The sequence below is a fragment of the Rothia sp. HMSC069C10 genome (assembly GCF_001812205.1).
In the GTDB taxonomy this organism is placed as follows: Bacteria; Actinomycetota; Actinomycetes; order Actinomycetales; family Micrococcaceae; genus Rothia; species Rothia mucilaginosa.
The window spans coordinates 86,460-99,033 of record NZ_KV808303.1 but is presented as its reverse complement, the minus strand read 5'-3'; the positions used below and the strand labels follow the sequence as shown (position 1 = coordinate 99,033).

Sequence of the window (12,574 nt, the reverse complement as noted above, 5' to 3'; positions counted from 1 at the left end):
TAATTTGTGTCTAGACTAAAATTTTTTGTATGAACAACGTGGAATGGACCCCCGAATGGCTTGCTGAAACCATCAAACTACTGTGCACTCACGGCAGCGATACGCAGTTTATCGAGGTTAAAAAAGCCCACGGAGGCTACCCCGGAAGCCTAGACGCAACCCTGAGTAGCTTCTCCAATAGTTCCACGGGCGGAATCATTATCTGCGGCCTCGACGAGAATAATGACTTTGCACCTGTAGGCGTATACGACCCTGCAGACCTAGAAAAAACCCTCGGCAACAAGCTCCGCAGGGGCCTCAAGCCGCCGAACACCATGGAATCCGGCACCATCCTCTACGAAGACGCCAAAATCTTTGTCGCCGCAATCCCTCCGCTGCCTCCCTATGAACGCCCCGCCTACATTGGCGGTAAAGCGTACGTGCGTTCCGGCGACGGTGACCACGAAATGAGCCGCCACGAAACCGACCTGATGGTAGCTCAGCGGACACGCACCGGATTCGATGAGGAGCCGGTAGAATACACCTCCCTGGCTGACCTAGACGAAGGCCTCAAAACTGCTTATCTGCGAGACGTCCGTGCTAAATCACGCCGCCTCGCCGGAAGCTCCGATGAAGAAGTCCTCCGCCGTAAGGGAATTATTGCCCTCGGAACCAATAATCTTTCCCTTGCGGGCTTGTACGCCTTGGGTTCTTACCCTCAGGAGTTCAGGCCCTCGCTCAAAGTCACCGGAGTCGTCATCGACCCAAGCGGTAAAGCCCGCAACCTCGACAAATTCGAGGCGGATGGCCCCATCCCCGCGATGCTCGAAGAGACTCTGGCATGGGTCAAGCGGAACCTGGCACACCCGGTTGTCGAACTGTCCAACGGGCACCTCATCAACGGGCAGGAAGTACCCGATATTGCCCTTCGCGAGATCCTGTCGAATGCACTCGTACACCGCAGCCTCAACCCCAAAGCAGATACCGAAGAGGTGCGCGTCAGGATTTTCCCCGACCGAATCTCTGTAGAGAACCCTGGTGGTCTATACGGAATCACTCTCCAGCGTCTGCAAGAGTACGGCGAACGCTCCCGCGTGAATGACCGCCTGTATGACATCTGCACGCATGTAACAACCCCTGAAGACGGATACCGCGTCATCGAAGGTGAAGGTAGCGGCATCTACACTGCCCAGGAGGCGGTGCGTCAGGCAGGGCTGAAACCCATCCAATTCGTTGATGGGGTCATTCGTTTTACTGCGATTATTAGCAGGGAGCCTCTGGCTGGTGCTTGTGCCGCCGATGTTGGTTCACCGCAGCAGAAGTCGGAAGTAGACCCGCGCCAATCGTCGCCTACGGTTCCTAGTAACCGTCAGGAGGCGGTGCTCCTCGCCCTGCGCTCGCTGCGTTACCCCGCCGGTATCGAGGACATCATGGCTGTGCTACCTGAGCCTTTTGCTGAGCTGCAGAAGCCGCAGGTCCGGTACGTCCTCACGAAGCTCCTTCAAGAGGGCGTAATCGTGCGTGAAGGTGGTCGAGGTAACCGCAATACGACATACCGCCTGGCCTAACCGAATATCGGGCTAACATGCAAAAGCGGCCCGGATGGAAACCAATCCATCCGGGCCGCTTTTCTACAGCCTACGCCTCAGGAGAATTACTCCAACGGGCGGTGAAGAACTTAGTGTCCCTCAGTGCTCTTCTCAGGGTCGAAGGGCTCCAGCGGGTCGCCAGCAGCCTTCGTGTACTTCGCAATGAAGGTCATCAGGTGGAAGATAATCAGGGTCGCAGCGGTACCCAGAGCAATACCGGCGAAGGTCATCCCATCGAAGGTCCAGGTGTAGTCCGCGATACCCACAATCAGCGCCACAGCGGCGGTGGTCAGGTTAATCTGGTTCGAGAAATTCACGCGGTTCTCGCTCCAAATACGAACACCGAGCATACCGATCATGCCGTACAGCACGGTTGCGGCACCGCCCAGAACACCCGCAGGAACAGACGCAATAGCCGCGCCGAAGCCCGGGAAGAGCGACAGAACAATCGCGAAGATAGCAGCCACCCAGTACGCCGCGGTGGAGTACACCTTGGTTGCAGCCATAACACCGATGTTCTCAGCGTAGGTGGTGGTACCCGAACCGCCACCCATGCCTGCGATGGTGGTTGCCAGGCCGTCCGCCATGAGGGCGCGGCCGGAGTAGTCGTCCAGGTTTTCGCCGCTCATCTGAGCCACCGACTTCACGTGACCGATGTTCTCAGCCACGAGCACCAGAATCACGGGGATGAACAGGCCTGCGAGCTCCCAGTGGAACTCGGGGGTCTGGAACTGCGGTAGGCCAATGATGCCCTGGGTCTGCACAGCCTTGTCAATCTTGGAGAAGTCTACCTCACCGCGAATCACGGCGGTGATGTAGCCGATACCCACACCCAGCAGGATGGACAGGCGGCCAATGATGCCCTTGAAGAGCACCGAAATCAGGATGATGGAGCACAGGGTCACCAGCGCGGTCACCGGTGCCACCATGAAGTTGTCCTTAGCGCTCTTTGCCAGGTTGAAGCCAATCAGCGCCACAATCGAACCGGTCACGACCGGGGGCATGAGCTTGGTGAGCCAGCCGGTGCCAGCGAACTGAACGATTAGGCCGACCAGGAACAGCGCCGCACCCGCCATGACGATACCGCCTAGGGCACCGGCCGGGCCGTGCGAGTTCATAGCAGCCGCCAGGGGTGCAATGAATGCGAACGAGGAACCCAGGTAGGAGGGGACGCGTCCGCGGGTAATCAGCAGGAACAGGACCGTACCGATACCCGAGAAGAACAGGGTGGTTGCCGGCGGGAAGCCGGTAATAATCGGCACGAGGAAGGTCGCGCCGAACATTGCGACCACGTGCTGCGCGCCGATACCGATGGTAATCGGCCATGCGAGGCGCTCGTTCGGGGCAACGAAGGAACCGGGCTTGATGCTGCGGCCGTCGCCGTGGATCGACCAGTCAAAGCCGAGAAGCTTAGAGATGCTCAAAGGGAGCTCCTGAGGTGAATGTGGTGGTGTATAAAATTCCACATCATTCTACGCGTATACAAGCGTGGGTCACAGCTAAACGGCTGTAAATATGAGCAGGGATACGTTGAGTGGTGCATATATTCTCTTATCGTGGGCTCTATGTCGCGTATATAACCCAGAAAGCATCAATACCCTGTATATGCAATAAATCGCATATACAGGGTATTGATGCAAAGAGCGAATAAAAACACTCGCTACAGCTAGCTCAGTGGCTTAGAGAGCGTCACGCAGGTTCTCCAAGTGATCGTAACGCGCCAGTTCGTAACGCAGGTGACCCTCGGTCGGGGACTGAACCGGCAGGAACGTCGCCTCACGCAGGCGGCGAGCCGTCGGGGAATCAGCCACGTAACCGGCGCCTCCAACAACCTGCAGCTCAAAGTGAGTAGCAATGGTTGCAAAGTGCGAAACACCCAGGCGCAGGCTCAGCAGGTCACGACGCTCAGCACGCTCCGGCTCAGACGCCAGACGAATCAGTTCCTCACGCAGGCTCTGGTACTCGGTCAGAATCAGCGGGAACTCAGGACGGAATACGCCCTGAGAGACGTCCAGGTGCTTAGCAGCCTCCTGCAGGGCGCCAGCGGCAAGACCCAGGCAGAACGACGACTGAACCAGCAGGAACGGCGCGGTCACATCGTGCAGGAACGCCTCAATGTTGTCGCTCAGAATGTCCTCGCTCGGAACGAAAACGTCCTCGAACTTCAGGGTGCCGGACTCGGTGCCGTTCAGCGCCAGCAGGTTGCGGTGGTAGTCAATGCTCAGACCCTCAACATCCTGGCGAACCGTCACGATGTAGCGGTTCGGGTGGCTCTCCGGGGCGTTCTGCACAGCCACCGGAAGAACAATCACGCCGCCCGGATACAGGTTCGACGCCCACGACACGGAACCGTTCAGCTTCAAGCCGCCCTCAACGAGGGTGCCCTCAACCTTGATCGGTGCCAGGCCCGAAGCTTCCTTGTAGGCCGCCGCCATTGCGGTGGTGCCGCTGACGGTCGCATCCGACAGGCCCTCGGGCAGTTCGCGACCCACAGCGTCAAAGAACGCGATGGTGGAGCGGTGAGCCCACAGGGAGAACGCCGTCGAGGCATCCTCAGTGGCAAGGTCGAACGCTACCGAAACCTGGGGGACCAGGGAGCCGCCGTCGCGGCCCAGGGTAATCAGGCCGTCCTTAGCGATTTCGCGCAGGTTTTCGAAGGGGGAACGCTCGCCACGGTCAACCGCGTTAGCGTGGGTTTGGGCGAGTGCGAGCACCTGCTCGCGCTGGGGGTAGTCGTAGAGGGGTTCGAGAGTGAACTCAGACATGGGGTTTCTCCTAAGAGGGGAGCATCGCGTCTATGCGTGCAGCTTGAACAGTCGGTCAATGGGGGTGCTGACGGCCTTACGGGCGCGAACAACAGCTTCTTCGTCGGGTGCGTCGTAGAAGCAGAGGCACTTGGCGGTGTCTTCGCGAACGTAGGTGCGCAGGAAGGAAACCTCGGGTACTTCAGCGTACTTGGGGGCGTTTGCCTTCTTGCGGGTCAGGTACTGTTCCATAGTGATCTCTGCGGGGATGTCCCACTCAACCAGGTAGTCTGCGTCCTTCTTGAGCTTCTTGATGTCTTCGAGCTCTGCGCCGACCAGGCGGACTGCGTCGGGGCCTGCGACGGCTGCGCGCTCACCGATTGCTGCGGCGAGGTCGGGGCCGAATGCGGTGTTCTCGGATTCGACGATGACGAAGACGATCTTGTGGTCTGCGGAGACCTGGGTTTCGATGAGCTCGGCGCCGTTGGTCAGGGACGAGTTGACGGTCTCGATGAGTGCGGTTGCTTCGTCCTTGGACGGCTGTGCGGGGGTCAGTTCTACCAGGTAAAGTGCCATGATTTTCTCCTCGGCTAAGGGTTGAAGGGTTGTTCCGGAAGGGGCCTTCCGGTTTGTTATGGATTCACCTTAGACCCGTGGTTGAGGGCTGTCTAGTAGATTTCTGTTCGTGGCTTAATACGTCCTTTTTGACTCTAATGTTCGTCATGTGTGTTCATGCGGAGACATAAATCGTCACAGTTCCGTGCATGGGAACCCGCCTACAGCCGCAGAATTTTCGCGTGGGTTATCGAACCCGGAGGCGCATCTATCCGCGCCGTCCCGCTCGTGCTGCAAAGTCGTCGAGGGCGCGGTTGAGAGCGGGGACAGTCCACACTTTTTGCCCCTGAATTTTGACGCGTTCTTCACGCAGAATCTGCAGCTCCACCATGCGGTTGAGGAGGCGGTACACGCTGGCTTTCGACCCCTGCGTGTGCTCCTCCACCATGCGCGCGGTGAAGGCGGGCTCGGTGCAGCACAGGTCGGCGAGGGAACGCAGGAGAGGGGTTTTGCGCTGGGCAATGGACAGCACCTCATCGCGCAAGATTTCAATGTCTTGCGCCAGGATTTCTGCGTTGGTGATTGCCTTCTGCGTGGCGTCGATGAAGAGCTCGATGATGGGTTCGGCGTCGCCTGCACGGTAGTCGGTGAGCGCCTGAACGTACCCTTCGGTATCGTGCAACAGGCCGGAGGAGACGGGCAGAATCACGTGGCGGGTGACGCCGCGGGCGAGCAGGAGCGCGGAGATGAGGGCTCGCCCGGTTCGACCGTTGCCGTCGGTGAAGGGGTGGATTGTCTCAAATTGGGCGTGCGCGATAGCCGCCTGTGCGAGGGGGTCAATATCGCGGCGGTTCATGAAGGCTACAAGGTCTTCGAGGGCGGCAGGAACCCGCTCGTGATGCGGTGCCACGTAGTCGGCGGTCACGGGTGAATCACCCTTAATCCACACCCACTGGGTGCGAAGCACGCCGGAGTCCTGCTGCAGGCCGCGAGTCAGTTCGCGGTGCATCGCCAGAATGTTATCGACACTAATGTTCTCTGCCGTGTTTAGGGCTGCACGCATGGCGTGAACATTGCGCGCCACCAGCTCGGCGTTAACACCGACCTTCGACCCGCTTGCACCCAGGACGGCAAGCGAGAGCCTGCGTGCGCTAACGGTGAGGTTTTCAATTTGCGAGCTGGAGGCGGATTCGCCGCGCAGAAGAACCGCGGAGAAGGGTATGCTGCCGATGTGGTGGAGCCGCTCATCGAAGCGGGTCATTGCGGTGGCGTTCTCTTGGAGGCGCGCTCGCAGTGCGGGGCTGAGTTCGATGTTGAGCTCAGCAATGGAGGCGGGTACGGCGCTGGAGAAGGTGCCGGAGTTGCGGCGCGTTGCTCGTCGGGAGGCGAGGGCGTCCCGGTGCACCCAGGGGGTTTGCGGCTCCCATGTGAGGGCGGGCCAGGTGATGGCTGAGGGCATGGTTCCTCCTCCTGCGTGTTGGTTGCTGGTCGTGGGGTGGGGGTCTTAATAAGACAATACACTTCGATTTTCTTATTAAGGCGCTTAATAAGAAAATCTGCGCGGATTGTCTCATTAAGGAAAACGCCCCGAACGCCCCTAAACCCGCCCCTCCTGAACCTCCCTTCAACATTCCGGCGCTCCGACTGCTGGCACATACACCAGGGCATGCACCAAGTGCATACAGCAAGGGCCCCGAACCCTTGGTAATTCAAGGATTCGGGGCCCCTAGCCTAATATACGCTCGCCTATACACGCTCACGCCGCCTGAAAACAGCGAGTCAGCAGCCTAGACAAGCAGCTTTGTGGCTACTTCACGCCGCGCATCATCTTCTGAACCGGCTTGTGCACCAGGAACAGCAGAATACCGGTCGCGATGGTGATAATACCCATCCAGGTGAAGTAGGGAACCTCAGTCTCCATGCTGTAGAACGGAGCCAGCCAACCGGAAAGCACGGTACCCATTGCCACGGAGGTGAAGTACAGCGCCATCATGTTCACTCGGTGCGCCTTCGGGGCGAGTTTGGTCGCCAGCGAAATACCCACCGGTGAAATAATCAGCTCGGCGATGGTGCAGACGAACAGGATCAGCACGATCCAGCCGACGTTCACGCTCTGAACGCCCGCCTGAGCGAGGAAGATCCAGAACGCCAGGCCGATGATAATCAGCGCTGCGGAGAACTTCAGGGTGGTGACCGGCTGGCGGTCGCCCCACTTGGTCCACAGGGCGGAGAACATCATGCCGAAGATGATGATGAAGACGGGGTTGATGGAGTTGACCAGGTTCGGGGTCAGCTCCATGCCCAGGATGTTCCAGTTGAGGCGCTCGTCCGAGTACACCGCCATGACGGTGAACTGCTGCTGGTACAGTGCCCAGAATACGGAGTTTGCAATCCACAGGGGGATGAATGCGGTGACGCGGGAACGCTCATCAGCGGTGACATCCTTAGCGGTCAGCATCTGTGCGAACAGGGCGATAGCGCCGATGAAGATGAAGCCCATGACCCAGTTCTTGAGGTTGTCTGCGGTCATCAGGCCGGTCGCCAGCAGGATGCCGAGAACGACGACGATACCGACCAGTGCCAGGAAGAAGTTACGCTTCTGGGCGCCGGTGAAGGGGGTACCCACGTGGTGCACAGAGGCGGGCAGGTTCTTGCGGGTCAGCGAGTACTGAATCAGGCCGGCAGCCATACCGATTGCGGCAAGGCCGAAGCCGAGGTGGAAGCCGCCGGTCTGCCAGCCCCAACCGGTCAGGATCGGGCCGAGCAGTGCACCGGTGTTCACACCGATGTAGAAGATGGTGAAGCCTGCGTCGCGGCGTGAGTCGTTGTCGCTGTAGAGCGAACCGACCAGCACGGATGCGTTACTCTTCAGACCGCCGGAGCCGATAGCGACCAGCAGCAGACCAATCACCACACCCGGCACGCCGGGGATGAGGGAGAGGGAGATGTGACCTGCCATAATGCCGATGGCGGAGTAGAAGAGGGTACGCTCGGGGCCGAGGATGCGGTCACCGAGGATACCGCCGAGGATTGCCATGAGGTACACGACTGCACCGTACGCGCCGATAACGCCGGTGGCGAGGTCCTTGTCGAGGCCCAGGCCGCCCTTGTCGGCGGTGTAGTACAGGTAGTAGATCATGATGCCCTGCATACCGTAGAAGGAGAAGCGCTCCCACATTTCTACGGTGAACAGGTTCGCGAGCATGCTCGGGTGGCCGAAGAAGGTCTTGGTGTCCTTGGGTTCGGCACCTGTGATGGTGTTGGACATGGTGGTAATTCTTTTCTGTGCAAGCCCGGGGTTCTGTGTGACCCGGGCAATATGTGTATAAGTGTATACCCTTGCCCATGCATATGTATACATGGCACGCACCTATATTTCACAGAATAAACTCTTATTCAGTGCATGAAAAACCATTTCGATTTTTTCGTATGCACTGCTTCCGAATCTCGCAAACCCCCAAATACCGGGCTAGATGCGCCACGCACCCCCAAAGCGCTAGAGTGGAACCATAACTATGCCCACCCGGCACCCCGCCGTGCCGACCGGCTCATTTTTAACCATTTCAAAGGAGAACCCCATGACCGCTGTACCCCAGGTTGACCCCCGCGACGTTCCTGCCGGCGCAACCATCATCGACGTGCGTGAAGACTACGAGTGGGAGGGCGGCCACGCCACCGGCGCCAAGCACATCACCCTCGGTACCATCGCTGAGCGTCTGGCTGAACTGCCCGCACCCGGCGAAGACTTCTACGTCATCTGCCACGGTGGCGGCCGTTCGAACCGCGCTGCAACCTTCCTGCGCGAGCACGGCTACGCCGCACACAACATTGCGGGCGGCACCAGCGCATGGTTCGCTGCCGGTCTGCCGATGACCAGCGAAAACGGCGAAGCACCCGCAGTCGTTCACTAAACCGCCAGTTCGCCTGTACGCCATACAATGGAGTCCGTGACTGAAACTTCCGCGGACCGTATTTTTTCTACCCCGAACGCTCCCGCTTCTGCGTCCCCTCATGCCCTGCCGAGTATTCTGCAGAGCATCCCGTGGGATGCGCAGACGCGGGAGCTTATCGTGCGCCCGCTTCCTTTCGCGGTGAACTGCGAGGAGGCGTACCCGCTGCTGACCGGTGGTGCCGAGTATTCCTTCTGGCTGGATTCGGCGCGTGAGGAGTCGCCTATGTCGGTTGCCTCGTATGTGGGCGTGGTCCCGCCGCAGCTGTCGCCCCTGCGCGTGGATTCGGCGCGTGCGGCGGCTGAGTCTGGCGGGGAAGACCCTTTCGCCCAGTTGGAGGCGGCGCTCGCCCGCGCACCGCGCGTGCACCCGGATACCGCGGCGGCAACCGGTCTGCCCGCGGGTTTGCGTGGCGGTTACGTGGGCTATTTCGGCTATGAGGCGCGTGCCGCCATGGGCATGGAGCACGGCCACCCGGTGCCCGGCTACCTGCCGGCGCATGAGGCGCCGACCCCGGATTCTCTGTGGTTGCCGGCGGTCCGCTACCTGGTGCATGAGCATGCCCGCCCGGGGGCTGCGGCGCGTAGCTGGCTGGTGGGCGATGAGTCGTGGTGTGAGGCGGCGGAGCGGCTGCTGAGCACGGTGCTGGCTCCGGCGCTGAGCGCGGTGGGGGAGAGTGCCTCAGATAATGCCCCCGTAAATACCCCCGAGCTCACCGAGCCCCTGCTCTTCCCGGCACCTGCCGCGGAAGCCTACATGGATGCCGTTCGCACTAGTCAGCGCGAAATTTACGAGGGTAACAGCTACGAGGTGTGCCTTACCGCGCAGACGGTCGCGCGCATCCCCAATCCGAGCCCGGAGCTTTTCTTTGAGCTGTACCGCCGCCAGCGCGCCCACAACTCGGCACCGTATGCGGCGTATCTGCGGTGCGGTGATTTTTCGGTGCTTTCTTCTTCGCCGGAGCGTTTTTTGAGCGTGGATACGCACCGCAACGCGCAGACCAAGCCGATTAAGGGCACGATTGCTCGCGGCGCCACCCCGGAAGAAGATGCCGCCGCTGCGGCATGGTTGCGTACCGATGAGAAGACCCGCGCCGAGAACCTCATGATCGTGGATTTGCTGCGTAATGACCTGTCTACGGTGTCTGACCCGGCGTCCGTGCGCGTGCCCGTGCTTATGGGCGTGGAGAGCTATTCGACGGTGCATCAGCTGGTGTCTACGGTCAGTTCGCGTCTGCGTGAGGGAATTTCCGCGGTGGCTGCCGCGCGGGCGTGCTTCCCGGGTGGTTCGATGACGGGTGCGCCGAAGCCTTCGACCATGCAGATTATTGAGGGCCTGGAGGGTCGCGCTCGCGGCGTGTATTCGGGTGCTTTGGGTTTTGTGTCGGCGGATGGTTCGGCGAACCTGTCGATTGTGATTCGCACGCTCGTGGCGCACGATGAGGGCACGGTGACTCTTGCCGCCGGTGGCGCTATCGTGGCTGATTCCGACCCGACCGCCGAGTATGAGGAGATGCTGACGAAGTTGCGTGCTGCGTTGCCGCCGTCGGTGGGTCGCGTGGTGGAATAGCCTAGGGCTGGAATAGTGCAGGGAATAGCCTGCGCCGCCTGTACGTGAGCCGCTACACTTGAACTATGACTAAGCTTTCTGAAAATCTCCCCATTGAAGAAGCCCGTGAACGCCTGCGCCAGCTGATTTCTGAGCTGGCTGTGGTGCGCGGGCACGTGGTCCTCGCCTCCGGCAAGGAAGCCGACTACTACGTTGACCTGCGCCGCATCACCCTGCACCACGAGGCTTCTCGCCTGGTTGGTCAGGTCATGCTGGACCTGCTGGATAAGAACGGCATCGAGTTTGAGGCTGCTGGCGGCCTGACCATGGGCGCTGACCCGGTGGGTACCGCGATTATGCGTGCCGCTGGTGATCAGGACCGTGCGATTGACGCGTTTGTGGTGCGTAAGGCTCAGAAGTCTTACGGCATGGGCCGTCAGGTGGAGGGCCCGAGCGTTGAGGGTCGCCGCGTGGTTGCTGTTGAGGACACTTCCACTACCGGTGGTTCTGCGCTGACTGCTGTTGAGGCGCTGCGTAAGGCTGGCGCTGAGGTTGTGGCGGTTGCTGTGATTGTTGACCGTGCGACCGGCGCTAAGGAGCATGTGGAAGAGGTTGCGGGCGTTCCGTGCCTGTACGCGTACTCGAAGGATGAGCTGGGCCTGGACTAGTCTCTACTAGCTTGGACTAGGACCTCGTGAATTTTTAAGACGTTCCGCTGCGGCGGGTGAACCCGTGCCGCTGGCTACTGTGTGTGGCTGGTGGTGCGGGTTTTTGTCTGTAAGATGGCTCTGTGGGCGCCGGAGTGGCGCTGGTTGTTGGCGTGAAGGTGGTTGTGATGGTTGAGAATCGTGAGGCGGCTGAGGCTGTACCTGCTGAGGCTGTACCTGCTGAGGCTGTGCCTGCTGAGGCGGCTGTAGCTGAGGCTGTTGAGGGTACTGAGCAGGGTACTGCCCGTTTTGAGGTGGGTGTGGGCCCGTGGGAGGGTCCGTGGCCTGAGGGCGACCATTGGGATGAGGAGCTGCTGCGTGAGGGCGACCGCCGTAACGTGGTGGATAAGTACCGTTACTGGTCGATGGACGCGATTATTGCTGACCTGGATACGCGCCGCCATGATTTTCATGTGGCGATTGAGAATTGGCAGCATGATTTGAATATTGGCACGGTGGTGCGTACTGCGAATGCGATGTTGGCGAAGGAGGTCCATATTATTGGGCGTCGCCGTTGGAATCGTCGTGGTGCGATGGTGACGGATCGTTATCAGCATGTGCGTCATCATCCGACGATTGAGGATTTTGTGGCGTGGGCGCAGGCTGAGGGTCTGGAAATTATTGGTATTGATATTTTTCCGGATTCGGTGCCCCTGGAGACGTATGATCTGCCGAAGAGGTGTGTGCTGGTTTTTGGTCAGGAGGGCCCGGGTTTGTCGGAGGAGTTGCATGCGGCGGCTAGGGATACTCTGTCGATTGAGCAGTTTGGGTCAACGCGTTCGATGAATGCGGCGACGGCTGCGGGTATTGCGATGCATGCGTGGGTTCGCCGCCATGTGTTTGGCCAGATTCCGTCGTAGCCTGGCGGCTGTTTGGTGTTTAAAGGTTCCGATGCGTTGTGTGCGCGTCGGAACCTTTTTTGTTGGGGGTTTTTATTGGGGGTTTGGGTGATTTTTTTGTTAGAGTGGGGTGTTGAGTTTTTCACATGAATGTGGGTACCCACGGGGTTTGATGCGTTGTTTGTGGTGGGGTTGTGTGATGTTATCTGGATTTTTTGTCTTGTAAATGTAGTAAATAATATTTAAATATATCTAAATCGGGTAAATCACATATTATCACATAAGTGATTTAGGTCACTAAATAAATAGTCTAGGTGTGCTAGTGTTAATTCAAGTCACAGGGAATATGAGAATCGCACTCTCAAATTCGGTTTGGGACATGCGATGGATTTCCTGACTTCGGCTCGCTAATGATTGCGGGTTGTGGATATGAATGACCGCGGCGTCATTCTTTTGAAAGGAGATTCTGATGAGGATCTTTAATAAGTCTCTTGCTGTTGCGGCCTGTGTGGCTGCGGTGACTTTCGGTGCGGTAGCACCTCCGGCACATGCGGGTGTTACTTTCTATTCGGATGCCAATTTCCTTGGGTCCCGTATGTACACCTGGGATAACCCTCATCTGGGTTGGATGAATGACCGTGCATCTTCATTGCATTCTGGTGG

At 59.2% G+C, this 12,574-nt stretch carries 11 protein-coding genes; 6 read left to right on the top strand and 5 right to left on the bottom strand.

Translation table 11 applies throughout. The features are described from left to right. The first annotated feature begins 29 nt into the window (after positions 1 to 29). Positions 30 to 1,547, top strand: a complete 1,518-nt coding sequence (locus HMPREF2842_RS06835; RefSeq protein ID WP_070593540.1) for an ATP-binding protein — start codon at positions 30 to 32, stop codon at positions 1,545 to 1,547. 110 nt (positions 1,548 to 1,657) lie between these two features. On the opposite strand, the gene HMPREF2842_RS06830 is transcribed toward HMPREF2842_RS06835, so the two are convergent. The 5 genes from HMPREF2842_RS06830 to HMPREF2842_RS06810 all read right to left on the bottom strand — a co-directional run bounded on the left by HMPREF2842_RS06830 (position 1,658) and on the right by HMPREF2842_RS06810 (position 8,135). Continuing rightward, the gene (locus HMPREF2842_RS06830; RefSeq protein WP_070593541.1) at positions 1,658 to 2,992 is read right to left on the bottom strand and encodes a uracil-xanthine permease family protein; all 1,335 of its coding nucleotides are present in this window, start codon (positions 2,990 to 2,992) and stop codon (positions 1,658 to 1,660) included. Between the two features lie 255 nt (positions 2,993 to 3,247). Continuing rightward, complete coding sequence (locus HMPREF2842_RS06825) at positions 3,248 to 4,333, bottom strand: acyl-CoA dehydrogenase family protein (protein WP_070593542.1); 1,086 nt, start codon at positions 4,331 to 4,333, stop codon at positions 3,248 to 3,250. Positions 4,334 to 4,363: 30 nt separating this feature from the next. Next, positions 4,364 to 4,888 (bottom strand): DUF4242 domain-containing protein, encoded by a 525-nt coding sequence (locus HMPREF2842_RS06820; protein ID WP_005507939.1) that lies wholly within the window; start codon positions 4,886 to 4,888, stop codon positions 4,364 to 4,366. A 247-nt stretch (positions 4,889 to 5,135) separates the two neighbouring features. Beyond that, positions 5,136 to 6,326, bottom strand: a complete 1,191-nt coding sequence (locus HMPREF2842_RS06815) for a Fic family protein (RefSeq protein WP_070593543.1) — start codon at positions 6,324 to 6,326, stop codon at positions 5,136 to 5,138. A 348-nt stretch (positions 6,327 to 6,674) separates the two neighbouring features. Continuing rightward, the gene (locus tag HMPREF2842_RS06810) at positions 6,675 to 8,135 is read right to left on the bottom strand and encodes a peptide MFS transporter (RefSeq protein ID WP_070643712.1); all 1,461 of its coding nucleotides are present in this window, start codon (positions 8,133 to 8,135) and stop codon (positions 6,675 to 6,677) included. A gap of 310 nt (positions 8,136 to 8,445) precedes the next feature. Here HMPREF2842_RS06810 and HMPREF2842_RS06805 point away from each other — a divergent pair, with 310 nt between their 5' ends. From HMPREF2842_RS06805 to HMPREF2842_RS09310, 5 genes are all read left to right on the top strand, one after another. Beyond that, positions 8,446 to 8,778, top strand: a complete 333-nt coding sequence (locus HMPREF2842_RS06805; protein WP_049350220.1) for a rhodanese-like domain-containing protein — start codon at positions 8,446 to 8,448, stop codon at positions 8,776 to 8,778. A 27-nt stretch (positions 8,779 to 8,805) separates the two neighbouring features. After that, positions 8,806 to 10,386, top strand: coding sequence for an anthranilate synthase component I family protein (locus tag HMPREF2842_RS06800; protein ID WP_070643707.1), 1,581 nt, complete (start codon positions 8,806 to 8,808; stop codon positions 10,384 to 10,386). A gap of 65 nt (positions 10,387 to 10,451) precedes the next feature. Further along, positions 10,452 to 11,033 (top strand): orotate phosphoribosyltransferase, encoded by a 582-nt coding sequence (pyrE, locus tag HMPREF2842_RS06795; protein WP_005507935.1) that lies wholly within the window; start codon positions 10,452 to 10,454, stop codon positions 11,031 to 11,033. Between the two features lie 122 nt (positions 11,034 to 11,155). Then, positions 11,156 to 11,932, top strand: a complete 777-nt coding sequence (locus tag HMPREF2842_RS06790) for a TrmH family RNA methyltransferase (protein ID WP_239662183.1) — start codon at positions 11,156 to 11,158, stop codon at positions 11,930 to 11,932. Positions 11,933 to 12,380: 448 nt separating this feature from the next. Continuing rightward, positions 12,381 to 12,574, top strand: a 194-nt coding sequence (locus tag HMPREF2842_RS09310) for a hypothetical protein (protein ID WP_210398798.1), incomplete at its 3' end; no start/stop codon positions are given.